The organism is Alteromonas sp. PRIM-21 (assembly GCF_027563165.1).
Lineage (GTDB): Bacteria > Pseudomonadota > Gammaproteobacteria > Enterobacterales > Alteromonadaceae > Alteromonas > Alteromonas macleodii_A.
Map to the genome: position 1 here is coordinate 72,988 of NZ_JADOEK010000001.1, position 25,730 is coordinate 98,717.

At 43.5% G+C, this 25,730-nt stretch carries 24 protein-coding genes; 23 read left to right on the top strand and 1 reads right to left on the bottom strand.

Going from position 1 to position 25,730, the window contains the following annotated elements:
- Window positions 1-17 precede the first annotated feature (17 nt).
- The 9 genes from flgD to flgL all read left to right on the top strand — a co-directional run bounded on the left by flgD (window position 18) and on the right by flgL (window position 10,050).
- Window positions 18-704, top strand: a complete 687-nt coding sequence (flgD, locus tag IW644_RS00235) for a flagellar hook assembly protein FlgD (protein ID WP_179982628.1) — start codon at window positions 18-20, stop codon at window positions 702-704.
- A gap of 14 nt (window positions 705-718) precedes the next feature.
- Window positions 719-2,104, top strand: coding sequence for a flagellar hook protein FlgE (gene flgE, locus IW644_RS00240; RefSeq protein ID WP_179982629.1), 1,386 nt, complete (start codon window positions 719-721; stop codon window positions 2,102-2,104).
- Between the two features lie 225 nt (window positions 2,105-2,329).
- The gene (locus tag IW644_RS00245) at window positions 2,330-3,073 is read left to right on the top strand and encodes a flagellar basal body rod protein FlgF (protein ID WP_269915939.1); all 744 of its coding nucleotides are present in this window, start codon (window positions 2,330-2,332) and stop codon (window positions 3,071-3,073) included.
- A 46-nt stretch (window positions 3,074-3,119) separates the two neighbouring features.
- Entirely contained in the window at window positions 3,120-3,908 is a 789-nt protein-coding gene (gene flgG / locus IW644_RS00250; RefSeq protein WP_269915940.1) for a flagellar basal-body rod protein FlgG, read from the top strand.
- Between the two features lie 11 nt (window positions 3,909-3,919).
- Window positions 3,920-4,600 carry a flagellar basal body L-ring protein FlgH gene (flgH, locus tag IW644_RS00255; protein WP_179982631.1) on the top strand — a complete coding sequence of 227 codons (681 nt, stop codon included), beginning with the start codon at window positions 3,920-3,922 and terminating at the stop codon, window positions 4,598-4,600.
- Between the two features lie 20 nt (window positions 4,601-4,620).
- Entirely contained in the window at window positions 4,621-5,733 is a 1,113-nt protein-coding gene (locus IW644_RS00260; protein ID WP_179982632.1) for a flagellar basal body P-ring protein FlgI, read from the top strand.
- Between the two features lie 64 nt (window positions 5,734-5,797).
- On the top strand, window positions 5,798-6,748 hold the full coding sequence (flgJ, locus tag IW644_RS00265) for a flagellar assembly peptidoglycan hydrolase FlgJ (RefSeq protein WP_269915941.1): 951 nt from the start codon (window positions 5,798-5,800) through the stop codon (window positions 6,746-6,748).
- Between the two features lie 28 nt (window positions 6,749-6,776).
- Window positions 6,777-8,819 (top strand): flagellar hook-associated protein FlgK, encoded by a 2,043-nt coding sequence (flgK, locus tag IW644_RS00270; RefSeq protein ID WP_269915942.1) that lies wholly within the window; start codon window positions 6,777-6,779, stop codon window positions 8,817-8,819.
- 7 nt (window positions 8,820-8,826) lie between these two features.
- The gene (gene flgL, locus IW644_RS00275) at window positions 8,827-10,050 is read left to right on the top strand and encodes a flagellar hook-associated protein FlgL (protein ID WP_269915943.1); all 1,224 of its coding nucleotides are present in this window, start codon (window positions 8,827-8,829) and stop codon (window positions 10,048-10,050) included.
- A 6-nt stretch (window positions 10,051-10,056) separates the two neighbouring features.
- Here flgL and IW644_RS00280 read toward each other — a convergent pair whose 3' ends face one another.
- On the bottom strand, window positions 10,057-11,031 hold the full coding sequence (locus tag IW644_RS00280) for a hypothetical protein (protein ID WP_269915944.1): 975 nt from the start codon (window positions 11,029-11,031) through the stop codon (window positions 10,057-10,059).
- A gap of 239 nt (window positions 11,032-11,270) precedes the next feature.
- On the opposite strand from IW644_RS00280, the gene IW644_RS00285 reads away from it, so the two are divergent.
- The 14 genes from IW644_RS00285 to IW644_RS00350 all read left to right on the top strand — a co-directional run bounded on the left by IW644_RS00285 (window position 11,271) and on the right by IW644_RS00350 (window position 25,729).
- A complete protein-coding gene (locus tag IW644_RS00285; RefSeq protein ID WP_269915945.1) occupies window positions 11,271-12,113 on the top strand; it encodes a flagellin N-terminal helical domain-containing protein in 843 nt (280 codons plus the stop codon).
- Between the two features lie 705 nt (window positions 12,114-12,818).
- The gene (locus IW644_RS00290; protein WP_269915946.1) at window positions 12,819-13,667 is read left to right on the top strand and encodes a flagellin N-terminal helical domain-containing protein; all 849 of its coding nucleotides are present in this window, start codon (window positions 12,819-12,821) and stop codon (window positions 13,665-13,667) included.
- Window positions 13,668-14,433: 766 nt separating this feature from the next.
- Window positions 14,434-15,273, top strand: a complete 840-nt coding sequence (locus tag IW644_RS00295) for a flagellin N-terminal helical domain-containing protein (protein WP_269915947.1) — start codon at window positions 14,434-14,436, stop codon at window positions 15,271-15,273.
- Window positions 15,274-15,361: 88 nt separating this feature from the next.
- Window positions 15,362-15,862 carry a flagellar protein FlaG gene (locus IW644_RS00300; RefSeq protein ID WP_179982639.1) on the top strand — a complete coding sequence of 167 codons (501 nt, stop codon included), beginning with the start codon at window positions 15,362-15,364 and terminating at the stop codon, window positions 15,860-15,862.
- Window positions 15,863-15,873: 11 nt separating this feature from the next.
- Complete coding sequence (gene fliD, locus IW644_RS00305; protein ID WP_269915948.1) at window positions 15,874-17,304, top strand: flagellar filament capping protein FliD; 1,431 nt, start codon at window positions 15,874-15,876, stop codon at window positions 17,302-17,304.
- 21 nt (window positions 17,305-17,325) lie between these two features.
- The gene (gene fliS, locus IW644_RS00310; protein ID WP_269915949.1) at window positions 17,326-17,754 is read left to right on the top strand and encodes a flagellar export chaperone FliS; all 429 of its coding nucleotides are present in this window, start codon (window positions 17,326-17,328) and stop codon (window positions 17,752-17,754) included.
- Complete coding sequence (locus IW644_RS00315; RefSeq protein WP_269915950.1) at window positions 17,751-18,068, top strand: hypothetical protein; 318 nt, start codon at window positions 17,751-17,753, stop codon at window positions 18,066-18,068. Before fliS ends, IW644_RS00315 begins: the two co-directional genes overlap by 4 nt.
- Window positions 18,068-21,430: a motility associated factor glycosyltransferase family protein gene (locus tag IW644_RS00320; protein ID WP_269915951.1), complete on the top strand. Its 3,363-nt coding sequence runs from the start codon at window positions 18,068-18,070 to the stop codon at window positions 21,428-21,430. Before IW644_RS00315 ends, IW644_RS00320 begins: the two co-directional genes overlap by 1 nt.
- A gap of 78 nt (window positions 21,431-21,508) precedes the next feature.
- The gene (gene pseF / locus IW644_RS00325) at window positions 21,509-22,204 is read left to right on the top strand and encodes a pseudaminic acid cytidylyltransferase (protein ID WP_269915952.1); all 696 of its coding nucleotides are present in this window, start codon (window positions 21,509-21,511) and stop codon (window positions 22,202-22,204) included.
- A gap of 20 nt (window positions 22,205-22,224) precedes the next feature.
- Window positions 22,225-23,328 (top strand): UDP-2,4-diacetamido-2,4,6-trideoxy-beta-L-altropyranose hydrolase, encoded by a 1,104-nt coding sequence (gene pseG / locus IW644_RS00330; RefSeq protein ID WP_269916562.1) that lies wholly within the window; start codon window positions 22,225-22,227, stop codon window positions 23,326-23,328.
- A 9-nt stretch (window positions 23,329-23,337) separates the two neighbouring features.
- Complete coding sequence (locus IW644_RS00335; RefSeq protein WP_269915953.1) at window positions 23,338-23,982, top strand: acetyltransferase; 645 nt, start codon at window positions 23,338-23,340, stop codon at window positions 23,980-23,982.
- A complete protein-coding gene (locus IW644_RS00340; RefSeq protein WP_269915954.1) occupies window positions 23,982-24,572 on the top strand; it encodes a hypothetical protein in 591 nt (196 codons plus the stop codon). The genes IW644_RS00335 and IW644_RS00340 overlap by 1 nt, the downstream gene beginning before the upstream one ends.
- A gap of 1 nt (window position 24,573) precedes the next feature.
- Window positions 24,574-25,512: a ketoacyl-ACP synthase III gene (locus IW644_RS00345; protein ID WP_269915955.1), complete on the top strand. Its 939-nt coding sequence runs from the start codon at window positions 24,574-24,576 to the stop codon at window positions 25,510-25,512.
- Window positions 25,502-25,729 carry an acyl carrier protein gene (locus IW644_RS00350; protein ID WP_179982649.1) on the top strand — a complete coding sequence of 76 codons (228 nt, stop codon included), beginning with the start codon at window positions 25,502-25,504 and terminating at the stop codon, window positions 25,727-25,729. Before IW644_RS00345 ends, IW644_RS00350 begins: the two co-directional genes overlap by 11 nt.
- The last annotated feature ends 1 nt before the right edge of the window (window position 25,730 follow it).

Sequence of the window (25,730 nt, forward strand, 5' to 3'; positions counted from 1 at the left end):
AATGTGAGGATTAATCAGTGAACACCATAAACAACACCGGCCTAAATACCGACCTGTACTGGCAGGAAGAAACTGTAAAAGTCGCCGATGGTACCGAGCAGCAGTTAACCCAGGAAGACTTCTTTTCAATGTTAACTGAACAGCTTGCTAATCAAGATCCTACGGCACCGGTTGATAACGATCAGATGGTGGCGCAGATGACGTCGTTTACGATGGCAGACGGCATCTCCCAGCTTAACGAGAAATTCGAATCGTTTGCGGCCTCAATGACATCGAACCAAGCTCTACAGGCATCGAGTCTCATCGGTCAAAACGTGTTAGTTCAAGGCAATGTCGGTTACATGGCGAATGAGGGGGAAGGCCTTTCAGGCGTTATTGTAAACGAGAAAACGGTTCAAAACATGACGATAAACATTGAGAACCAGTTTGGAGAAGTAATCAAAACCATTGATGCAGGTACACAAAGTGCGGGCAACATTGAGTTTGAATGGGATGGCAAAGATAAACACGGCAACCAGATGGAACCTGGTGAATATGTTATCAGCGCTACCGGCGAACTAAACGGTGAAGGTGTTCAGCTGAATACTGCCGTCAATCGTCATGTTGGAAGTGTCAGCTTGGCCGGCAGCGGTCAGGGCGTAATTTTGAATTTGGATGGTGATGTCAGTATCAATCTTGATGACGTCATCCAAATCGGCAGTTAGTAGGAGAATCAATAATGTCTTTTAATATTGCACTGAGTGGCGTATCGGCCGCACAAAAAGATTTGGATGTAACCGCCAACAACATCGCAAACGTTAATACAGTTGGCTTTAAAGAATCACGAGCTGAATTTGGCGACGTTTATGCGGCATCATTGCTGTCAGGTGGTAAAACGAAAGTAGGTGACGGTGTTCTTACCCAAGAAGTTGCACAGCAATTTTCTCAAGGTAGCCTTCAGTTTACGAATACATCGCTTGACCTTGCTATTACGGGTAACGGCTTTTTTGCTACCGTACCTGAAATCACTTCTCGTGACTTCTCGTTCACTCGTGCCGGTCAGTTTAAGTTAGATAGTGATAACTTTGTGGTTAACAGTAACGGCGACAACCTTCTGGGTTTCCCAGTAAACTCTGATGGTACAAGCGCATCGGTTGCGCTAAGTACCACTGAGCCAGTGCGTATTCCTGATTCATCAGGTTCACCCGCGCAAACTTCAGAAGTCGATATTCGCATGAATCTACCGGCCGGCGATGCTGCGTTAGATCCGCAAGATTTTGACCCAGAAGATCCGTTAACGTACAACGCGGCGACGTCAGTTACTGTATATGATTCATTAGGTGACAGTCATGTAATGACTTATTACTTTATCAAGGATAATACAGTAGGCGTAGATAATGAATGGTATGTTGCTACCGCGATAGACGATACCCTAGTTGACATGACTGACTCGACAGGTGCCGATACCGACCCTACTACAGCAGTTAACTCGGTGGGCGGTAATACAGGTAATGCCGTAACCGCATCTAAACTTATTTTCTCTCAGGGTGGTGATTTTTCTGGTATGGAAACGCCAGATGGCTTACCAACACTAGATTTTAAAATGCAAACTGAAGCGCTAGGTGCGGGTATTCTTGCAAATGGTTCGGATCCTACGCAGCAGATAAGCATAGATTTTAATCTTGATGTAAATAGCGCCACACCTAATGAACCGACTCAGTTTGCTTCAGCCTTTGAAGTAACCTCACTAGAACAAGATGGTCTGCCAGTAGGCCGACTAACAGGTATCGATATCGGTCCTGATGGCTTAGTGCGCGCTACCTTCTCTAACGGAACCTCTGAGCCTATTGTTCGTGTTGCGCTCGTTCGTTTCTCTAATGAGCAGGGCCTAACGCAAGAAAGCAGCACGCAGTGGAAAGAGAGTATTCTTTCAGGTGAGGCGCTAGCAGGTGAAGCAACAACCGGTACTTTCGGTGAGATTAATTCATCGGCCCTTGAACAAGCCAACGTTAACCTGACCACTGAGCTAATCGACATGATCATTGCTCAGCGTAACTTCCAGGCTAACTCAAGAGCGCTCGAAGTTAACAACTCACTGAACCAGACTATTCTGAACATTCGATAGTTTAGGTAAAGCGCCGTTTGTTAGAATATAAAAGCGGCAATACGTTGGCGTTTAAGACCGCCATTATTGCCGATATTTACAAGAGCCGCACAACAGCGGCTCTTTTATTTTCCTTTAAATATCAATTTAATACCTTTCATATTTTCTACTTGGGTTAAAAATCCACAGATTGGCATCGCCTTTGCAAAATCTTGCTTAAGGTTTAATCAGAGTCAAAAGTCAGTCATGGACAAACTTCTCTACATTGCAGCAAGTGGCGCATCCCAAGACCTATTAGGAACTGGGGTTAGAGCCAACAACTTAGCCAACGCGCAGACAACCGGGTTTAGAGCTCAATTAGAGCAAGCGAGATCGATGCCGGCTTACGGCGAAGGTTTGCCAACCCGCGTGTTTTCTATGACTGAAAGCCCGTCTAACAATTATGAGTCGGGTCCAATGATTAAAACGGATCGAGATTTAGATGTGGCCATTCAAGGGGATGGTTGGTTTGCGGTGCGAGATCAAAATGGTCAAGAAGCTTATTCCCGTGATGGCAACTTCAAACTAGGCGATGACGGAATTTTGACAGACATTCACGACCGTGTGGTGCTAGGCGATAACGGCCCTATTTTTCTTCCAGTACCTTTGGACAATCTTAACATTGCCGCTGATGGCACCTTGTCCATGAGGCAGCTGGGAGCCCCAGCCAATGTTATCGAGGAAGTAGGACGTCTCAAGCTAGTTTCTCCAAACTACGCTGATATGGAGCGAGGCACCGACGGCTTATTTAGAATGGAAGATGGCTCAATTGCGCCCGCTAACGCTAACGTAAAAGTGGCGTCTGGCATGCTTGAAGGTTCTAACGTAAATGCTGTTGAAGAGATGGTAGACATGATAAGTCTTCAACGTCACTACGAGCTCCAAGTAAAAGTGATGAAACAAGCGGAAGAGCTTGATACCCGTGGCAATTCTTTGTTGCGCATACTGTAAACGAATTTTAAACACCGTTGCCCTTTGAGCAACGTCGGAGGTTAACATGCATCCAGCACTATGGATTAGTAAAACCGGACTAGACGCCGCACAAACCGATGTGGCAGTGGTGTCTAACAACCTAGCAAACGCATCAACCGTAGGTTTTAAAAAAGACCGCGCAGTATTTGAAGATTTGCTTTATCAGAATATTAACCAGCCAGGCGGTCGTTCCTCTGCTGACACCGAACTACCATCTGGACTAATGCTTGGTTCAGGTTCAAAAGTGGTCGCTACGCAAAAAGCACATACGCAGGGTAACTTGCTCACCACTGAAAATGCGTTGGATATGTCAATTCAAGGCCGTGGCTACTTTGAAATTTTGCAGCCCGACGGCACTATCGCTTATTCACGGAATGGTCAGTTTTCACTTAACGACCAAGGGCAAATCGTTACCTCTGGTGCTGGTTTCTTGCTTCAGCCTGAAATTGCAGTTCCTGAAGATGCTCAGCAAATCACTATCTCACAGGATGGTGAAATAAGCGTGAGTATCCGAGGACAAGCAGAGCCTCAGGTATTGGGTCAGTTAAATATTTCAGATTTTGTGAATCCGACGGGACTTCAACCTACGGGACAGAACCTTTTTGTAGAGACAGCGTCAAGCGGTGCGCCTATTCAAGGTATACCTGGACTTCAAGGGTTAGGTTACATCTCTCAGGGTACCCTTGAAACGTCAAATGTAAACGTAACTGAAGAGTTGGTGAACCTTATCGAAAGCCAGCGCTTGTACGAAATGAACTCGAAAGTCATTTCGTCGGTTGACCAAATGCTTGGTCAAGTTATCCAGCAACTTTAATAGGTAGCGCCATGCGTATTTTAGGTTTATCTGCTGCTCTACTGCTACTAGGCGGTTGCGCCAGTACAACTGAACCACCTGTACAGGCAAACGACCCCTCGTTTGCACCAGTAGTGCCAGATTACCCGCGTGAAACGGTAGTGGAAGATGGGTCTTTGTTTCGTTCACACATGGCAAACAGTTTGTACTCAGATGTTACCGCTAGGCGAGTTGGCGACATCATTACGGTTACCCTTAACGAAAGCACTTCTGCGAGTAAATCTGCAGATACTTCTACAGCCAAAGATACCAATGTAAACCTAGATACGATTACGGGTCTTGGCGGTCAGGCTGTGAATATTGGCGGTCAATCTATTCAATTAGGTATCGGCTCGTCCCGTGATTTCACCGGTGATGCAGAAGCAAACCAGAGTAACAGCCTAGACGGTGCTATTTCGGTAACTGTTGTAGACGTATTGCCAAACAATAATTTAGTTATTCGCGGTGAGAAGTGGCTAACGTTGAACCACGGTGATGAGTATATCCGTCTAACTGGCATTATTCGCCCTGCAGATATCAGTCCTGAGAATGAGATAGTGTCTACGAAGGTAGCCAATGCTCGCATTCAATATTCAGGCACGGGTACTTTTGCAAGAGCACAAGAAAAGGGCTGGTTAACTAAGTTCTTTGATTCAACTTGGTGGCCTCTTTAGGCTTTGGTAGGAGAGTGGACATGCGTTTATTTTCAGTCGTATTAGCCGTATTTGCACTGCTTTTATCTTCACAAGCAGCGGCGCAGCGCATTAAAGATTTAGCGAGCATACAGGGCGTTCGTAGTAACCAATTAGTGGGGTATGGTCTTGTTGTTGGTTTACCTGGTACAGGAGAGCAAAGCCCATTCACCGAGCAGAGCTTTAGAACTATGCTGAGTAATTTTGGTATTAGTTTAGATGCCAACACTAAGCCTAAAATCAAAAATGTTGCAGCGGTGGCTGTGCATGCTGAATTACCAGCTTTTGCCAAGCCGGGTCAGACGATTGATATCACGGTTTCGTCAGTAGGTGAAGCATCAAGCCTTCAAGGTGGAACACTTCTTCAAACGTTTCTTCGTGGGGTCGATGGCAAAGTTTACGCAGTTGCGCAAGGAAGCTTAGTGGTTAGTGGGTTCGGTGCGCAGGGGGGAGACGGTTCTCGCATTGTTGTGAATACACCTACTGTTGGCAGAATTCCGAACGGCGCCATGGTTGAACAATCGGTTCCTAGCGGTTTTGCCAATGGCGACACGCTGACCCTTAATCTTCATTACCCAGACTTTTCAACTGCAAAAGCTCTTGCAGACACTATTAACGAACGCTTAGGTGCGCAGCCTGAAAATGGCTACATCATTGCAAAACCCATTGACGCTGCATCGGTCCGAGTTACTGCTCCACGTGATGTTGGCCAGCGAGTCGGCTTCTTGGCTACTCTGGAAAACTTTGAATTCACGCCAGCAGATGCACCAGCACGCGTTGTGATAAATAGCCGAACCGGAACTATCGTAATAGGCAGCGATGTTCGCTTATTGCCCGCGGCAATTACCCACGGCGGTTTAACGGTAACGATTTCTGAAAACCAGCAGGTTGCTCAACCTAATGCATTTGCTGACGGTGAGACCGTGGTAACAACGCAGTCAATTGTTGATGTGGACTTGGCTGATAGCAGAATGTTCAAGTTTGAGCCAGGGGTTACGCTTGATCAACTTGTGCGTGCGGTTAATGAAGTGGGCGCTGCTCCGGGTGACTTAATGGCAATCTTAGAGGCGCTGCGTCAAGCGGGCGCTTTACGCGGTGAGCTTGTGATTATCTAAAGTAAGCGAGTAGATTTTAAGAGTATCTGATAGGAACACAAAAGGTTAGAGCGGAACAAATACGATGGAAGCACTAAGCACAAAAAATCAGCTTGATATGGCACGTAATGTCCATGATATGGGCAGCATTAACAAAATGCGTGAAGCCATTGCGTCAGGCGATGAAACGGTATTGCAAGAAGCTGCTCAGCAGTTTGAGGCAATATTTGTGCAAATGATGTTGAAGTCTATGCGTAAAGCACAAGATGCCCTTGCCGATGAAAATAGTCCGTTCAATTCTCAACAAGTGAAGTTTTACCGTGACATGCACGACCAACAGCTGGCTACAGATTTAACATCAGGCGGAGGCCTGGGGTTAGCTGATGTCATTGTGAAACAGCTGGGTCAGACCGAAGATGGCTATACGCCAGCGAGTGTCATAAGAAGTGACGGTGATATTTCATCGTTAAATAGAAACCGTGAGTACAAGGTTGCTGAGGCACAAGATTTAGCACTTTCCTCTAATTCGATCAAAAGCCAGTCGGCGCAAAAAGATGCCATGTTCAAAAGTCCCGAAGACTTTGTTGAGAGCCTTATGCCTATTGCTGAGAAAGTAGCGGCAAAATACGGCATGGATCCGAAAGCAATCATTTCTCAGGCTGCGGTAGAAACAGGCTGGGGAAAATTCGTTATCCATAAAGCTGACGGAAGTAGTTCACACAATTTGTTTGGTATCAAAGCGAACAAAGGATGGCAGGGCGACCAGGCCGTAGTCGACACACTGGAATTCAACGGTGGGCTGCCACAGAAACAAAAAGCTGCATTTAGATCCTATTCATCGGTAGAAGAGGCAATGGAAGACTACGGGCGCTTTATTACCTCACAGCCTCGCTATAGCCATGCTGTGGAAAATGCTTCAGATGCTGCGCGTTACACAAGTGCGCTTCAAGACGCGGGTTACGCTACTGACCCTGAATATGCCAGCAAGATAATGGCCGTTTACAACAGCGAACGTCTTAGTGCGCTAATGCCATAGTCTAGGTGCTATAGGTGAGGAGAATACAGTGAGTTCTGTTGATTTATATTCATTAGCCACAAGTGGCGTAAACGCTAGCAACAAGTTACTTCAAACTACAAGTAACAATATTGCTAATGTGAATACACCTGGTTATGTCCGCGAGCGCACCGAACTTCAAAACAGCCAAGTATTTGGCGTGGAGATTGGTAATACTGAGCGCGTTATCAACGTATTTGCACAAAACCAACTGCGTCGTGATATTACATCGGTAGGTGAACTCGAAGCCTTTTCTAGTAAAACTACGGCAATTGATAATCTTCTGGCCAGCGAAGCCAACTCTATTTCTCAGGGGTTAAGTGAATACTTTTCTGCATTGCAAACCGCCGCTGATGATCCAACAAACCTTGCATCTCGTGAACAGGTACTTAGTAAATCTGAATCCCTCTATAACCGAATGAGAACCTTGTCGGACTACATGCTAGAAAAAGAAGAAGAGCTCAATTTAGAGTTCACTTCAATGGTTAACAGAGCGAATACCCTAATAGGCAATATTGGTGATTTAAATCGCAATATCGTTATTGCAAATGGCAACAATACGAGTGACCAGCCCAGTGCTCTTCTTAACGAACGAGATCAGGCGATAGACGAGCTTGCCTCAATAATGGGAATTACTGTAAAAGAGAGCACCACTCAAAACGGCGCTGTTACTATCAACCTAACTTCCGGCGAGTCACTCGTACTTGAAAACGGTGCATTTAACCTTTTTGAGTTAAGTTCTAACGCTGATCTAACAACCAAAGAGATCAAACTAGAAACTAATTTTGGCTCGCAAACTAAAAACGATGCTTCGATACGTGTCGTCGAAGAAGACTTAGGCGGGGCTTTAGGAGGCTTGTTTAGGTATCGCAATGAAGTTTTAGGACCAACAATGCGCGACGTAGGTCAGCTCTCCGTCGCTTTTGCGGATGCTATGAATACGCAGAATAAACTGGGTATGGACTTAGACGGGCAAATAGGTGGTAACATTTTCGACATTCCTTCTTTTAGAGGGCTAGCCTATGAAGATACCAATGGCGATTATGTAGTTACAGCACAGGTTACAGAAGGTAAGGGCGCTGAATTAACCGACGCTGATTACAAAATTGAAGTGACGGCCGTTGCCGCTGGTGTACCCAGTGAAATAGAAATCACATTTCTAAATCCAGACGGCACGCCTAAAAAAGACGGTTCAGGCAATGATATTATCTTTTCAAACTTTGCTGTTACGTCAGGCTTTAATGAGCTACCTGGGGGCATCGAAGTAGACTTTGCAGGTAGCGATCCCTACACCGTGGGTAACGAGTTTTTGATTCAGCCAACAAAGGATGTGGCTTCAAATATAAGTTTAGATACAAATCGCCCAGAGGATTTAGCTTTCGCCAATCCGGTACGAGCTGGGGCTGACAGTACAAACTTAGGCAGCGCTAACGTAATAGATGTAACTGTTTCAAATACGGAAGTGGGAACCTCTGCTTTTGATGGTGCGGGTGGCCTTTTAAATTCAGCACCAGCTCAAATTAGCTTTACAGCTGCAGATACCTATGAAGTGTTAGATGGAAGCGGGACGGTTTTAGCTACTGTAACGGGTACAACTGATTTAACGAATCTTATCACTCAAGCGGGAATAAGTCCTGATCCAGGTTTTGATCTGAGCTTAGATGGTGTGCCAAAAGCAGGTGATAGCTTTTCAATCGGCTATAATACAGATGGGTTCAACGATAACAGCAATGCGCTTAATTTAGCTGCTCTTCAGAATGAAAATAAAGTTCAGGTGAGTAGTGAAGCAACCAATACTCCAAGAACGTTTCAAGATGCCTATGCGTCTATGGTAGGGCGTATTGGTGAAGATGCATCAATGGCTAGTGTCTCATTGGCTTCGGCTGAAGCGATGAAAGTTCAATCGCAAAACTGGTTTGAGTCTGTGTCGGGCGTTAGCTTAGATGAAGAAGCTGCTAACTTGATAAAATACCAGCAGAGCTATGCGGCTGCAGCACGTATTTTATCTACGGCCCAAGAATTATTTAATACCATTTTGCAATCAGCAAGGTAGGTGAGCTATGCGTATATCAACGAATCAAATTTATGATCAAAACATGCGCTCGATTATGCAAAATCAGGGCGACTTGGCGAAAACCCAAGAACAGCTAGCTTCAGGTAAACGCATAATCACGCCCAGCGATGACCCTGTTGGAGCAGCGAAAGTACTGCGCTTAACCGAAGAAATCGATGAGCTTACTCAGTTTCAACGCAATAATGATTTGGTAACGGGGTCGCTTGAACAGCAAGAGGCTGTGCTGACAAACATTACCAACTCAATAAATCGTGCGAGAACGCTTATCGTTCAAGCTGGAAATGGGATTTTAGACGATCCTGACAAACGTGCTATTGGTTCAGAGTTAGAGCAAATAAAGCTTGAGGTGTTCGACTTGATGAATACCCAAGATGCAGACGGAAATTATTTGTATGCGGGCTTTCAGTCTGGAAACCAGGCGTTTACTTACAACCCCGCGTCTGGGGGTAACGCCATCTCTTTCTCTGGAGATGCTGGTGTTAATTTTATCCAACTTTCAAACAGTTCGAAAATTCAATCAACCAGTAACGGTTATGAAGTTTTTGAAAATGTATTATCTCGTTTTAATTTCTCGGTTACCGGTAGTACGGTGGGATCGTTAGACGGTGCCACTATTTCAGAGCAGGGGACATTTGATACGTTTTTCAATAACAATTATGACGCGGTGAATAGTTCTAACAACGATTTTCGCATAGACTTTTTGGGCACAGGTCAGGCACAGCTCGTTAATCAAAACAGTGGTGCAGTTATTGACACAGTGGGCTACACGTCTGGGGAACCGTTCACAATAAAAGGAATGCAGTTTGATGCCGTAGCAGCTCCGGGTACGAGCATTGATTTTTCTCTCGATCAGCCAGAGAAAAAGAGCATGGCGCAAACCATTCACGAAGTGCAAACACTGCTATCGGATAGCACCATTAATCATGGCGCATTACAAGACGCTATTGCCGATGCGTTGGTCGGTTTAGATAACGGGTTAGAGAAAATATCGCTTGAGCGGGCCTCTATAGGTAGTCGCCTAAACATTGCTGAAAGTACTTACGAAAGTAACTTGGATATGGAAATTGCAGCCAAAGCGCAACGCTCTTCTATCCAAGACGTTGACTATGCTGAAGCGTCTACTGAATTCGCAAAACAAGAAACTGCACTAAATGCTGCGCTTACGACGTTTCCTCAAGTATCTAACTTATCTTTGTTTAACTACATTTAACAGACGCTAAAATAGCGACTCAACACCTTTGATCTTGGCCAGGTAAACTCTGGCCTCATTGTCGATGTGACTCGAGTAATAAGACATATAAAGGACGTCATCTTTTAATACTATTCCTGGGTAACTCGTATCACCGCTGCTAGGCAATGTTAGTACTTCGGTAAGCTGTTTGCTTTTTGCATCGAAATGCCAAATTCGCGTTGAAAACTTCCGATTTTCCCAATCTACGTGTCGACCAGCGACCAAAAATGTGGTTTCGCTTAAGGCTACGGCACAAGGTCCACCAATATAGATACCTAAATCACACCAGTTCCACTTTGTATAAGGTGGTTTGGAAGTGCCAAAGTGAGCAGAAAATGTATCAGAGTCACGTCTCACAAAAACAGCGGCGTGCCCCTCAGAGTTAAACAGAAGTGCACTTTCATTTGGAAAACCTTTGTTGTTTTTAGCTAGTCCAAAAACGTTTGATTTGTGAATGCGCATGGCTCGTGTTGGGTCGCCTTCATACAGCGAAATGTGATCAGCTGGACGATGATAAGCAAAACCGAACGCTTTATTGTTTATCCATTGTGGCCTCCATATCCACCATCCATCATCCCCAAACCAATGTTTACTGGACCAAGATTTTCCAGTGGTAGTGAAAAGGCTGAGCATTTTTGTGTGGGCTTGATCATTTTCATCAATAGTCTTTGCAAAGGCCGTTAATATTACCCTATGCCCGTCAAACATTAGTTTAGGATCTCTTAAATCTGTACCGGGCTCATTGATCATTACCTTACTGAGAACCTGAGATGTTTTTTCGCAAACAGTGAGGATAACTATTACCCCATCTTTGCTCACATGATTAGTTGCCTGGCGATAACAACACAACAATGAATTACTACTTTTGTCGTAGGGGTTTTCCATCAAATCAGTAAAGGCTGCATGTATAGCGGGCGGTGAGATACGACAAATTTCAATTAATTTGAGTTTTTTATTCAATTGAAATCTCCTTTAAAAATCTGATGTTTAGTGAAGGATTCTAGCTCTTATAGCGGCAATATATTACCGCTAATCGGCAAATATCGTAATTTTTTCTAAAGAGAATTTGCATGTTGTCGATACAGTTTCTGAGAGAGCCAGTTCATCAATTACCCCTCAGGTCTTGATGACTACTAAAACAAAACGTCGGAAATTCCGACAGCCAGCGCACGCTGGACTGAGAGTGTAGGAGAGACTTTATGTCTATGTTCGTTAATACCAATGTATCCTCATTGAATGCCCAGCGTCAGCTTTTTGATGTAAGCAATTCTTTGAGCACGTCTTTTGAGCGTCTATCTTCAGGCTTCCGTATCAACAGCGCTGCTGATGATGCCGCGGGTCTACAGATCACTGACCGTATGACTTCACAAATTGAAGGTCTAAACCAAGCTGTACGTAACGCTAACGATGCTATTTCACTGTCGCAGACTGCTGAAGGTGCGTTATCTGAAACAACTACAGCACTTCAACGTATTCGTACTCTAGCAATCCAATCACAAAACGGTATCAACAGCTCTGCTGACCGTGCAGCGCTACAAAAAGAAGTGTCTGCATTACGTACAGAAATTTCACGTATTGCTACAACAACTGAATTTGCCGGTGTAAGTATTCTTTCTGGTGCGTTCTCTGCTTCGTTCCTAGTCGGTGCGAACTCAGGTCAGACAATTTCAGTTAACTTGTCTTCACCTACGCTTACGGCTGCGGGTGTTTCAGGTTTTGGCCCTACAGGGCTTGGTATCAGTGGTAACGTACTTACAGCGAGTGCAGCATCATCAATTCTTGATAGTGTAGATAGCGCTATCTCTGCAATTGGTAGCTTACGTGCCGATCTAGGTGCTTTACAGAACCGCTTCCAGTCAACTATCCGTAACCTAAGCAATATCTCTGAAAACGTATCGGCTGCACGTTCACAGATTAAGGATACCGATTTCGCGACTGAAACAGCTAACCTAACCCGTAACCAGATCATTCAGCAGGCAAGTACTACTGTATTATCACAGGCTAACCAGCGTCCACAGGCTGCATTACAGCTTCTAGGTTAATCGTAATTAGCGTGAAGCCAGGAGGTAGTGCTCTAGTTCACGTGCGTTTAAAGCTGGTCTTTTCAAGGCCAGCTTTTTTATATCTCAGCCACTTAATTGTTATAAAGCCCGCCTACACACATATTTGTGCTTTCAATCCATAGCCCTAACACTATGAAGTTTAGTGGTTTTTTTATTTATTCTCTTTTTTATCTAAAAATTTGAAAAAACATCTAAAGTAAAATTCGATCTTTGACGATAACTAATACAAAGGGGAGATAAACGATGTTTTTATCCTCTACGCTTCTAAAGTTTATGTTTAAAAGCGTTAATAGCACCGTTTTAATTCAGGTTTACTTTAAGATTCTGAGTTTAAAAGTTAGGAAATACAGTGCTTTAAATCGACAAAAAGTTTTGAAAAAAATACTAAAGTAATTTCAAGTAAAGGTCGATAAAAGATGGAGTTTGCTGATAGATGGTTAGAGCTGCTGACCGGCGAGAATAGAGCCAGGAGGTAGTGAGAGGTTTGAGGTTCTGGAACACCAAACCCACCGACCAGCAAAGAGAAGAAGCTTCTCTATTTAGCAAGTTCCATTGGTAGTGTGCCAATGAAACGTCAGAATAAACTGACAGAGTTTTCAAAGCACAGGTTATGCCAAATATTTAAATTAATTGCGCAAATAATAAAACCAATAGCGCCATACTCGAAACTGTTAGGAGAGACCCATGAGTCTATTTGTTAATACCAATGTGTCATCATTAAATGCACAACGTCAATTGTTCACTACAGGTAATAATCTGAGCACTGCTTTTGAGCGCCTTTCTTCAGGCTTCAGAATTAACAGCGCGGCAGATGATGCGGCTGGACTGCAAATTACTGACCGTATGACTTCTCAAATCCAAGGTTTAGACCAAGCGGTTCGAAACGCTAACGACGGTATTTCATTAGCGCAAACAGCTGAAGGCGCAATGGCCGAAACAACCACAGCTTTGCAGCGTATTCGTACCTTGGCGATTCAATCTCAAAACGGTATTAACAGCTCTGCAGACCGAGCAGCGCTACAGAAAGAAGTGTCTGCACTAAGAACGGAAATCTCAAGAATTGCAACGACTACCGAATTTGCCGGTGTAAGTATCCTTTCTGGTGTGTTTTCAGCATCGTTCCTAGTTGGCGCGAACTCAGGTCAGACGATTTCAGTTAATCTATCGTCTCCAGCACTAACTGCAGCAGGTGTAACCGGCTTTAGCGCTACTGGCTTGGGAATTATTTCAGCTGACGTACTAACTGCCGCTGGCGCATCAGCACTTCTTGATGATGTTGATACGGCAATATCGGCAATTGGTGGCCTACGTGCAGATTTGGGTGCTATCCAGAATAGATTCCAATCTACAATTAGAAACTTAAGTAACATCTCAGAGAACGTATCAGCGGCAAGATCGCGAATTAAAGATGCGGACTTTGCCACCGAGACGGCAGAATTGAGCCGCAACCAGATTTTGCAGCAGGCAAGTACCACTATCCTGGCGCAGGCAAATCAGCGTCCACAGGCTGCACTTTCACTACTAGGTGGTTAATAGGTTAGACGCTTTATTTGGGAAGGAGTTGAGAGGCCATCCCCTAAAGAAGGTAAGCGGCCAATGAGGCCGCTCCCTTAAGAAAGCGTCGACTAACAGGACTGAGAGTGTAGAAGTGTTGGTTGAGAGGCCAGTTTATCCTACTAAATACCTGCCAGCCGACAGAAACTGAATTTGCTCAATCTCCTAACGTGAGCAAATTGGCCGAGAGTTAAATTGTCTCGGCCTTTTTTTTAGTATTACCGAAACATCCCGCCAATTTCAAACAAATTGCAGAGCAAGACAATCTGTTCAAACTCTTACTTGCAGCTTCGATGCCAATTTTGAAGAGTATTTAAAAAAATCCGACTTTTATCGCGTGCCGATATGCATTAATCACTTACTTCTATTTTCTATGCACTTAAATTGAATGTGCAAACCTATATTGGGTTGCCTTTTGACGACTGAATTGAAGTACCCTCATTGAACAACTTTCATACTTGCACCTACATTTATCCAAAAAATAACGAAGAATTCGCGTAGTTAGATTATTTTTATTAAATTTCTTTTTTATATAAATCATTGCTTTAGGGTAATTCTGAATAATTTTTTCAAAAAAAATAAAAATAAGACTAAAGAATCTAAAGGGTTGGCCGATACCTATAGTTGAGGGGTAATTTACTTTACTTTTAACAGAGGCGTTAGCTCGGAGTAGTGACCAAGCTAATATGAACTGGAAGGATTTGATCGTACCACATTGGTCGACGAGTCCCTAGGAGGTATTCCAATGAGTTTATTCGTTAACACAAATGTGTCTTCGATCAACGCACAACGTCAGCTTTTTGACGTAAATGATCGTCTATCTACGTCGTTCGAAAGATTGTCTTCAGGCTTTAGAATTAACAGTGCAGCAGATGACGCTGCAGGCCTTCAAATTTCTGACAGACTTACATCGCAGGTTGAAGGTTTGAACCAAGCTGTACGTAACGCAAATGATGCTATTTCGTTAGCGCAAACAGCCGAAGGTGCGATCAGCGAGATCACAACAAGCCTACAGCGTATTCGCCAGTTATCTATCCAATCGCAAAACGGTATCAATTCTTCTGCAGACCGTTTAGCTCTGCAAAAAGAAGTATCAGCGCTAAGAACTGAAATTTCTCGTATCGCAACGGATACTCAGTTTGGTAACGTTAACATCTTAGATGGTAACTTTTCTGCTTCATTCCTAGTGGGTGCTAACGCAGGTCAGACTATATCAGTGAACCTTTCAACCGGTAATCTAGGCTCAATCACAGGCTTTAGTACAGCTGGCCTTGGTATTGATGGTGATAGTGTTGAAACTGCTTCAGGTGCTGCTGCACTATTGAGTGCTGTCGATGCTGCAATTTCTGGTGTTGGGGGCGTTCGTGCTGATTTAGGTGCGCTTCAAAACAGATTCCAGTCGACTATTCGTAACCTGAGTAACATCAGTGAGAACTTGTCTGCGGCACGCTCTCAAATCAGAGACACAGATTTCGCGGCGGAAACGGCTGAACTAACACGTAACCAGATTATTCAACAAGCATCTGTTTCAGTTCTGAGCCAGGCTAATCAGCGTCCACAGACTGCGCTATCGTTGCTTGGATAAGCTATAATACAATTTAGCCTTAGTTGAGATGTAACGGGTGCTTGCTTAGGCAGGCTCCCGTTTTGTCGTTTCAGAAGGGGGTAGAAACGTGGAAATACCGAATATTCAAAATGGTCAGCCTTTTGCATCAAGTACAGGAATAGGGGCATCGCCGGATAGTGCTGCTAATACTGCACCGTCTGTAAAGGAGAATCTAAGTTCACCTAAAGAGGGGCAAAATGGCGTTATCAATACAGATGAGCTTGCAAAGGCGCCTTTAACTCAGCAAGTTAATGCTGAATTAGAAAAGGAAAATTTGTCTCAAGGTTTATCCCAAGACGCCGATAACCAAGGTGGAGAGAGGAATGCTGCTAAACTCGAAGAGGCAGTGGCAAAAGTTGAATCATTCTTAACTGTTCAAAACAGGGACTTAACTTTTTCGATCGACGAAAATACTAACCGTTCAGTAGTAACGGTTAAAGACGGTCAATCTGGAGATGTTATTCGGCAAATACCTTCCGAGGAGCTTTTGAAGCTTGCCGAAAGAATCCAAGAACTACAGCAGGATGTAGGCAATAGTGTAGGGGTGTTTATCAACAATCAGGTTTAATGAGGTAGGTTATGACTATTCAGTCGCTAGGTGTAGGTTCAGGTTTAGCCCTTGACGATCTCGTTCAGCAGCTTTTAGACGCTGAGAGATTGCCTAAAGAGGAAAGACTAAACGCTAAAGAAGAGCAGATCGAAGCTGAAATATCTGGTCTTGGTCAAATAAAGTCAAAGCTGTCAGATTTTAAAGATGCAGTAGACGATTTGCGTAGCGATACTGATATCAATGGTCGAGAGCCTACAATCGTTAACCCCTCTGAAGATGACGACGTTCTATCGGCTGATGCGTCGAGTTCAGCCCTGCGCGGAAATTACGATATCACCGTACAACAGCTTGCTTCAGGAAGCCGAATTACCACTGACGCAGGTGCGTTTACTTCAAGTTCAGATCCTGTTTTAAGTTCTGGAACAGGCTCGTTAACCTTTAGCATTCCTAGTGGCGATTCATTTACTATCAACGTTGATTCTGGCACTTCTCTTGTTGACCTGAGAGAAGCGATTAACAGTGCCGACGATAACTTTGGTGTAACCGCAAATATCATAGATACAGGTACTGCCGAAGGGCCTCGCTTGGTGTTTTTGTCTGAAGAGACTGGTGAAGGTAATGATCTAGTTATCAACAACGATACGGGCGCTGCTGAACTTGACAGACTTTCAACTACTGGCGGTACTAATAATATTAGTGCAGCTAATATTGAGTCGGCGAAAAACGCCATAGCATTTGTGGATGGTATTGAAGTTCAAAGCGAATCGAACAAGTTTGAAAATACAATTCAAAACGTTACCTTTGACGTAAACGAAATTTCACCGAAAGACAATGCAGGCAATTTTTTGTCAACAACGCTGAAAATAGGTTTTGACAAAGAAGGACTAGAACAAAAAATTAGAGATTTCGTTGATAATTACAATGCTATAATTGACGAGATAGGTACATTAACACGCTACGGTGAATCCGAGTTGGAAGAAGATGGGGCACTAGCTGGAGACTCATTGCTAAGAGGTGTTCAGTCAGGGCTTTCTTCAATTATCGGGGACAATGTTTCTTCATCAGAACTTGGTGGCTTATTCAGACTAGGCATAGAGCTAGATCAAGATGGAAAGCTTGAAATTAGTTCTTCAGACTTCGGAATCGGGTCTGGTGAAGACAGATTAAAAGATGCGTTGGAAGATAATTTTGACGATATCGCTACATTGTTTACTGATGAAAACGAAGGTATAGCTGTTCGTTTATACGATTTCGTTGACGAGTTCACATCATCTGGTGGCCTTATTTCTTTGCGTGAAAAGACGGCGAAAGAGAATAGGGAAGATGTCTATGCTGATAGGGAAACCCTAGAGCTTCGTATGTTTAGTTATGAACAAATTTTACGAGACAAATACCTAAACTTAGATCAGACCGTGGCCCAATTGAACCAGACAAGCTCGGCATTATTAGCCGCACTATAACGTACGAGTTTCGGAGAAAGTATGTCCCTTAAAGGTATAAATGCTTACAAAAAAGGCAATTTGAAGCAAGATGTTGCCAATGCAGATCCACATAAATTAACCTTGATGTTGCTTCAGGGCGCGTTAGATAGAATTGCCTACGCAAAAGGTGCAATGGAAAGAAGAGAGCTTCAAGAAAAGGCGACTTTCATTTCTAAAGCCACAGCTATTATTATTCATTTACGTGATACGTTAGACGTAAAAGTGGGCGGAGAAGTTGCTGAAAATATGTTCGCCTTATATGAATTTATGATTGAAAAGCTAAATGAAGCTCATGTAAACAATGACGTAGCTTTGTTAGATGAAGTGTCGTCACTTTTAGCACCGATTAGAGATGCATGGGTGCAAATTCCTCAGGAAGCCAAAGAAGAGGCATTTCGGGCGCAACGAGAAAGTAAGCAAGCCATTTGAACCTTGATAAATTAAACCATTCCTTAACACCACTTTTTCTAGGTAAAGTTAACGCAGCAATTGCGGTTTGCGTGGCGGCAGAGCCTGCCGCGCTCTCGACTGAACAATTCCATCACCTTATTAGCCTTCGACATTCTTTAGTGCTGCGCGAGTTGCGCCGACTTTCAGACGATGCCCGCTCAGCTTTTGCTGAAAATGAATTAACTATTAACCGAGAACTCGAAGCGCTAGCGCTTGAGTTGAAGTTAGCAGCAAAAGAGGAGATAGTTGGCTTTTCAAGAGCGCAAAAAGCGGCAAAGAGATATAAAAAATAATGCTTAAAGCCATTAAATTCTACCTTTCAGATGATGAAGAACGGCAAACATCACTAGAAGTCGAATCTGCATATGCGATAAAAAAGAACAAAGAAAAAAGTCTAATAGCCTTCAAACGTGTGATGCCTGTTATCTGTGCTCAGTTAATGCAATCGCGAAGCACGTCTACGTCTGTGTTTATCAACAAAGATAAAGAGCTTGATATTGTCGATTTTAATAGCGGCAAGGTATTGTATGGCGACCAGGTAACAGCCAATATCCACAAACATGTGGATGCTTTTTTACGTTCACCATCGGTTTTAGATAAAAACGGTTTTTCACGGCAAGCATATCCTCTTGAAGGTAATGCTGACGTATTGGTGGTGTTGGGATTGGGATTAGGCATTCACCTTTTAAAGCTAGTGAGAGAAACTAACTTTAAAAGTATTATTCTTTACGAACCAAATTTTGAATACACACACTGCTCTTTGCACACAGGTGTGTGGCCGGAAATTTTTAAGGTTGCCGCTGGGAAAGGGACGGCGATTTACTTTCAAAGCCAGCGTGATGGAAGTTCGGTCTTAGAGGACTTAAGTGAATTAAAGCAAGTTAGCCATTTTACTAGTGTTTATTTTTATCAGCACTATCACAGTGTGAGCTTCGACTCAGTAATGAGAAGCCTGTCAGAGCTAACCATCGATAACGTACAAAAACGTTTGTTTTCTTTCCCTTCAGTGCAACCATTCGACGATTATTTAGTCCCATGGAGCCCTATAGTCACGAGAAGTAATTGGGATAAAAGCCACCTTAGTCGCGACACCTTTGATAAAAATATAGCGGCGTTCTCAAAGTACTACCCAGACATTGCACACGAATTCAAAGATTATGTTCCGCTCAAGTGGGAGCCCCAAGCGAACCAGTGTGGAGAAGTAAACCTTTTTCATATAGAGACCTGTACGCCACTTTATGGTGATAGTCCAAAACGCGAATCTGAACTGGCTTATGAGGCGTTTGTTAGACAGCCCAACCGGGATAACTTAATTTTAGGTTACGCAGGCGGGAAGCTAATTCATTACTCGCACCATAAAATGGTCAGAAGAATTCAAGAACATTTGGCAGGGATGGAAGAGGAAGAAGGCGAGTTACCTGAAACTGTTAAGTCGATGCTTCTTTTTGGAATGGGAGTGGGCTATCAGCTTGAAGCTTTAAGTGAGTCTCGAGATATTGAAAAGCTTTTTGTTTGTGAGCCTAATCGAGATTACTTTTTTGCTTCCCTGTATGCGATAGATTGGGCAGCAATACTTAATAAGGTTGAAGAAAAGCGGCACCGAATTTATCTCAACATAGGCGATGATGGTAGCAACTTAGTTCGCGACCTGTTAAGTCAGTTCCATTCCATTGGAACTCATATTATTGCTAACACCTACCTCTCCCTTGGTTACGATAACGAGGTGCTACTGCCTGCTGTCGATAAACTCAGAGAAGACCTGCGTTTGATAGTTGCTATGGGAGAATATTTCGAACATTCTCGCTTTGGGACAACACATACCAAGTGGGCGGTAGAAAACAATATAGGGTTTTATCGCAAAGCTGGTGTGCAGCCCTTGGGTAAAGACCTAAGTGATGTTGCCGTATTTATTGTAGGAAATGGCCCCTCTCTTGATAGTCTAATGCCGCTTTTAAAAGAAGAAAGAGAACATGCAATTGTCATTTCGTGCGGTACGGCTCTTCAGGCAATGTATAGTAATGGCATTGTTCCTGATTTTCACGCTGAAGTGGAATCGAACCGAGCATCTTTTGACTGGGCATCTCGAATTGGTGACAAAGCGTATTTAAAGCAAATTAATTTTATCAGCTGTAATGGCGTGCACCCCGATACGGCAGAGCTTTATAAGAATACTTATCTCGCTTTCAAAGAGGGGGAGTCATCGACGGTATTCATGAAAGAACTCTTTCCTGAGTTAGATTTGCCTTTCCTTCATTTTTCCTATCCCACCGTGTCTAATTTCGTTATCAATTACGTGTTAGAACTGGGTTTCAAACAAGTTTATTTGTTTGGGGTAGATCTCGGTATGGTAGATGTTAACCATCATCACTCTAAGTCTTCAGGCTATTATAAAAAAGATGGTGGTGAACTGTTCAATCACGCCGAACGGATAGACACTTCATTGGTAGTGCCGGGGAATTTAAGACCCTATGTAAATACCAAATTTGAATTCAATATGTCTAAATCCGTGATTGAGAAAACCCTTGCAGCGTTTAGTGATGCCGACGTGTATAACTTAAATGATGGCGCAAAAATTGTCGGCAGCCCTCCGTTAGAGCAAGACGCGTTAATTATCACTAATTCATTGGAAGACAAACAGGCAGCGATGAACTGGATTCAAACTCAGGCTCATGTTCCTATTCCAGCCGATGAATTCAAACAGCGATTTGCTAAACGTTTTAACCATGAAGCGTTAATTGAGGATATCACCAATTTCAAAGCGTTATCTGAAAGAGAATTTAACGGGCGCGAAGATATTGATAAGCTTGTGTTCGACCAGCGAAAATTTTTGGTCGAAGCGTATTTGCGTAAATGCTCTATTCTGTTTTTCTACTTCAATGGTACATCGAACTATATAAACAGTATTTTTAGTAAACTAACGCATTTCAAGAACGACGAACTTGTGATGGAAAAGTTTGAGGCTATAAGAGAGTGTTGGCACAACTTTCTCGATGATGCGTTAACGAGTATTTCTATGTACCCAGATGCCTTTGACACTGTCTCAAGTTTTACAAGAGAAAGACAAGAAATCGCCCTTCAAGAGTTTACAGAAAGAGAACGCGTAGCCTTCGTCAGTGAATCTGTTAGCGACGTACTAAGTGCATTAGGAATTAATCAAAACGCTGAAAATACCCATTGCCATTATCAAATTGAAATTATTTCAAGTGTTTCTGCTCTGAAAGAGCGAAAGGCTGGAGTTAGCCGAATGGCGTATATCGTAAATGACCCAGAGCTTCTAGTGGCATTACATAAACAACTCAAACCTGAAGAAAGCAATATGCTTGTATTTTGTCCATTTGAAGGTTCTGATGACAAAAGACTCGAAAAAGCCGTTTTTACCGCGGTACTTGCGCTAACCTCGAGCGATAAATTGCAATTGGTGTTTCCTAAGCTTGAGCAAGAAGATTGGGGAAGCTTCTTTGAGAATTACTTCTCTAGACTATCCTGCGGTATGACATCATTTGAAACCTATAACATGTTTGCTTTAGCTTCTGAACCTCTGGCCGATAAAGAGATGACTAATGAAGGCGGTGATAGATTTTGGTTGTGTCCAAGGCCGTTAGAAACATCACTTTGTGAGACGAAACTCATTTTCAGTAAAAAGAAGTCGGCTTAGCGTGACTGAATCGTTGAGTCATCGTGCCATTAGCGTCAAAAGTTACTAAACCAGAATACGCTAACAGCAGAGACATATATGAATGTAGCAATAATTCCAGCGCGCGGCGGTAGTAAACGTATTTTGCGAAAAAACCTTCGTCTTTTTTGCAACAAGCCTATTATTGCCTGGTCTATCGAAGCCGCTTTGAACTCTGCGCAATTTGATAAGGTTATTGTAAGCACTGATGATGACGAAATTGCGCAGTTTGCTATTGAAAAGGGGGCAACAGTTCCGTTCGTCCGACCCGCTGAACTGTCCGATGACCACGCAGTAACCCGCGACGTAGTTAATCACGCGCTGACATGGCTAGCAGAAAACGAGCAACCGGCAGATTATTGCTGTGTGTTATATGCTACCGCCCCTTTTGTAACATCTAATGATTTGGCTGGGGCTTTTGCACAGCTAAAAAGTTCAAAGAGAAACTTTTGCTTTGCAGCTACCAGTTTCCCTTTCCCAATTCAGCGTGCTTTTTACTTCACGCCGCAAGGCGATATTGAAATGTTCGATAAAAAGCAAATGAAAACACGTTCTCAAGATCTACAAGAAGCCTATCATGATGCCGGGCAATTTTACTGGGGAAAAGCAGAGGCTTTTTTGCAAAACTTGCCTATGTACTCTCATCACGCCAGCGCGTTTTTGATGCCAAGATATCGCGTACAAGATATTGATACCGAGGAAGATTGGGAAACTGCAGAACTTTTATTTAGCGCGATACAGTCTCGAGGGTTGTAAGGGTGGGCCACTCAGTTAGGGTGCTGATCCGCGCGGACAGTGCTGAGCACATAGGAACAGGTCACATAATGCGCTGCCTGACGTTGGCTAAGTTGCTGTATGAACGTGGCATATCAATAACCTTTATCTCAAAGCCTCATAAAGGTCATTGTTTAGATGAAGTGAGGCGAGCAGGTTTTAAGGTTATTGAGCTACCTGTGACCAAGCCCGCCGAATATGAAGGGAGTTGGTGCCCCCATGCTAAATGGCTAGGTGGTACAGAACTGAATGACGCAGAGATGTCATTGGCGGCAATACAGCCGGTTACGCTATCTGAGCGTGTTATTGTTGTAGTCGACCATTTTTCGCTTACCTCTCAATGGCACGATACGGTGAAAGAAGCCCTTAATGCCAAAGTCGTTGTAATTGATGGTCTAGCAGACCGTGCGCTGCAATGCGATGTATTAATTGACCCTAATTTAGTACTCGATGCACAAAAGAAATGGGGTGCAAAAATACCAAAGTCCACTAGGCTCATGATTGGCCCAGAGTACTTTCCGTTGCGAGGAGAGTTCACTCAAATCTCTCCTATACTGCGCAAATCAGTAAAACGCGTTTTTGTTTGCTTTGGCGGCATGGACAAAGATAATGCCACCTTGTTTGTATGCGAACTGCTCGCCAAATGGAGTGAAACGTTAGATGACCCTGTCAGCGTAGATGTTGTTATAGGCAAGCATCATCCACATAAGCAAGAAATAATAACGTTTTGTGGACAACATGACATCGAATTACATGTGCAGGCATCGAATATTTCATCGTTAATGTCACAAGCTGATTTAGCTATTGGCGGAGGTGGTACCATATCTTGGGAGCGCTGTATGATGGCCTTACCCACAGTTATCCTCACCATTGCTCAAAATCAAGTTGCGCAAGCAAACGCATTAGAAGCCATGGGAGCGGTGGTTTATGTTGGCGACTTCAATACAAAATGTGAAAACTTAAAAGAGGTTGGGCAACGTGTTATTAACGTGCTTGAGGACTTAAGGTGCTCTTCAGATAAATTGAACGAAATGTCTGCTAAGGCGCTATCGGTTATGGATGCATACAACCACGCTCAACCGTGGGTAGATGAAATTATAAGTTAAAGGCAGGATGTGTTGAAAAAGGTAGTGATCATAGGTGGTGGCGGGAATGGCTTAGTTGTCGCGCAAATTGTTCTTGATTTAATTAAGGCCGGCGAGCCAGTCGAGCTTGTAGGGTTTTTAAATGACAATATTCCTGTCGGGGAGTATATCGAGCGATGGCCAGTATTAGGCGCTCCTCATGAATGGGAAAGCTTAGACGGTGATGTTTCGTTCGTTTATGCGCTACTGTCTGTTGGAAAAATGAAAGTTCGCGCCGACAAGTTTAAACAGCTAAATATCCCACACAACCGTTTGGCGACACTGGTACACCCATCTGCAAGCATCAGTTTTAATGTTCAATTGGGGAGCGGGGTAGTCGTTGCAGCCAATGCAGTGCTCCAGCCTGGAGTAAAGATAGGGGACAACTGCTTTATTCGCGCGAATGCAAACCTGGGGCACGATGTAACGCTTGATAATCTAGTTGATATCGGCCCTAATTCAACCTTGTGTGGCTATGCTCATGTCGAAGAAGGCGTTCAAATAGCCCCAAATTCAGTGGTTAGAGACAGCGTACGTATTGGTACGTACAGCACGGTGGCTGCTGGCGCTGCTATTTTCAAAGATGTTGCCCCTGGCGCAACTATGTTGGGAAATCCGGCTAAAAGGATTCGATAATGAAAACAGAACTCAAGTTTAAAGGCTCGCGAAATTATTTACACAGTACGGATTTCTATACGTGGCTTAGCACGGCAGTGTGTGATGAAAATCAAATTGTGACTAAACTCATATTTAAGCAGTTAATTCATCGCCAATGTGAGGTTTTACTTGGGCAAGGCGCGGTGGGGGTTGAAGAAAATATTGTTGGCGCTGTTCAGTTCCTTGATAAGAATACTCGGGAGAGTATAAATGGTGTAATGGTCGAGACTGCTACACCAGTGGACGAATCTTATCCATTTGACGAGGATGCTTTAGTAAAAGATGCTGAAATAGTTGCTTCGCAGCAACAAATTACTGCTTCTTGTCACAACGACTGCACAACCGTTGAACTTGTAGTGGCGCTAACGAAAAAGCTGCACAACACCCTCTTTAGTCTAAATAAAGGAAAGTGGTTGGTGGGACAGCTTAACTTTTCCGATGAGCTGCCGATAGTTTATGAAAGCGTTTCTATAAAAACTACGCGAATGATGCAAAACAAGTTTTCGATTAACGACGTTATAATCGATGGTAAACGTTTTGGAACCGTGCAGTTTATTGTTGGAGAATAGCATGATAGGCATTAAAGCTATTTCAAGCTACATACCTAAAGACGGTGTAGACAACTTCAAGCAAGCGGAAGCTTTTGAGGAAACAGCATCATTTGTTGAGACCAAACTCGGTGCTCGGTTTTTGCCAAGATTAGAAGAGGGTGATGATACCTCTGATATGGCAGTAAAGGCGGTGGAAACTTTACTTTCTGAATCGGACCTTGCTAAAGAAGACATAGATGCACTAATTGTTGTAACTCAAAACCCAGACGGTCACGGTTTGCCACACTGCGCGGCCCTTGTGCATCAAAAACTAGCGTTACCTACTCATGTTGCTGCCTTTGATGTTTCACTGGGGTGCTCAGGGTATGTTTATGGTTTATCAATTCTACAAGGCTTCTTGACTGCATCTGGTAAGAAAAATGGCGTCTTGGTTACCGCCGATCCGTACTCAAAAGTGATTACAACGCCCAATAGAACAACCTCTATGCTGTTCGGCGACGCCGCTTCTGCTACATGGATGGGAGAAAATCCACAATTTTTAGTTTCAGATTGTACCTTTGGGACGGATGGAAAAGGCGCTGAACATCTAAAGGTAGAGCAAGGCGAGCTTTATATGAATGGAAGGCAGGTCTTTAACTTTGCTTCATTGAATGTTGCTCCTGCTATAAAATCCTTATTAGAAAAGAATGATTGGTCCGAAGAGAGTGTGGATGCTTTCATTTTACATCAAGGGAGTTTAGCTATTGTTGACGCAATAGCAAGGCGCTTCAAAGGCAGTGAAGAGAAGTTTATTAAAGCTTTAGAGGAGACGGGGAATACTGTTTCTTCATCTATCCCGCTCATATTGAAAAACTATTTACATAGCGACAACTCAACGCGACTCGTTTTAAGCGGATTTGGTGTAGGGTTTTCGTGGGCGACCTGCCTATTAAAGAGGAATGAAGAATATGTTAACTGAAGTAGACGTAAAGCAAGCAATGACTGATTCTGGTGTAACAGCAGATGTGACCAACCTAGGTAGCGAACAAGCGTTTTCAGAGTATGGTTTAGATAGCTTAGATTTATTCAATTTGTTTGTGGAGCTTGAAGGCAAAACTGGCGTCACTGTCCCAGACGAAGACCTTGATAAGCTAAAGTCTATTGACGACGTACTTGTATACTTTAATAAGTCTTAAT

What these genes read in the sequence shown, in the direction of transcription:
- IW644_RS00295 (WP_269915947.1), top strand. Translation starts at nt 14,434, where the DNA reads ATGAGTTTATTCGTTAACACAAATGTGTCTTCGATCAACGCACAACGT.
- IW644_RS00260 (WP_179982632.1), top strand. Translation starts at nt 4,621, where the DNA reads ATGCGTTTATTTTCAGTCGTATTAGCCGTATTTGCACTGCTTTTATCT.
- flgE (WP_179982629.1), top strand. Translation starts at nt 719, where the DNA reads ATGTCTTTTAATATTGCACTGAGTGGCGTATCGGCCGCACAAAAAGAT.
- IW644_RS00345 (WP_269915955.1), top strand. Translation starts at nt 24,574, where the DNA reads ATGATAGGCATTAAAGCTATTTCAAGCTACATACCTAAAGACGGTGTA.
- fliD (WP_269915948.1), top strand. Translation starts at nt 15,874, where the DNA reads ATGACTATTCAGTCGCTAGGTGTAGGTTCAGGTTTAGCCCTTGACGAT.
- IW644_RS00340 (WP_269915954.1), top strand. Translation starts at nt 23,982, where the DNA reads ATGAAAACAGAACTCAAGTTTAAAGGCTCGCGAAATTATTTACACAGT.
- fliS (WP_269915949.1), top strand. Translation starts at nt 17,326, where the DNA reads ATGTCCCTTAAAGGTATAAATGCTTACAAAAAAGGCAATTTGAAGCAA.
- IW644_RS00285 (WP_269915945.1), top strand. Translation starts at nt 11,271, where the DNA reads ATGTCTATGTTCGTTAATACCAATGTATCCTCATTGAATGCCCAGCGT.
- IW644_RS00245 (WP_269915939.1), top strand. Translation starts at nt 2,330, where the DNA reads ATGGACAAACTTCTCTACATTGCAGCAAGTGGCGCATCCCAAGACCTA.
- pseF (WP_269915952.1), top strand. Translation starts at nt 21,509, where the DNA reads ATGAATGTAGCAATAATTCCAGCGCGCGGCGGTAGTAAACGTATTTTG.
- flgG (WP_269915940.1), top strand. Translation starts at nt 3,120, where the DNA reads ATGCATCCAGCACTATGGATTAGTAAAACCGGACTAGACGCCGCACAA.
- IW644_RS00290 (WP_269915946.1), top strand. Translation starts at nt 12,819, where the DNA reads ATGAGTCTATTTGTTAATACCAATGTGTCATCATTAAATGCACAACGT.
- IW644_RS00350 (WP_179982649.1), top strand. Translation starts at nt 25,502, where the DNA reads ATGTTAACTGAAGTAGACGTAAAGCAAGCAATGACTGATTCTGGTGTA.
- flgL (WP_269915943.1), top strand. Translation starts at nt 8,827, where the DNA reads ATGCGTATATCAACGAATCAAATTTATGATCAAAACATGCGCTCGATT.
- IW644_RS00320 (WP_269915951.1), top strand. Translation starts at nt 18,068, where the DNA reads ATGCTTAAAGCCATTAAATTCTACCTTTCAGATGATGAAGAACGGCAA.
- flgH (WP_179982631.1), top strand. Translation starts at nt 3,920, where the DNA reads ATGCGTATTTTAGGTTTATCTGCTGCTCTACTGCTACTAGGCGGTTGC.
- flgJ (WP_269915941.1), top strand. Translation starts at nt 5,798, where the DNA reads ATGGAAGCACTAAGCACAAAAAATCAGCTTGATATGGCACGTAATGTC.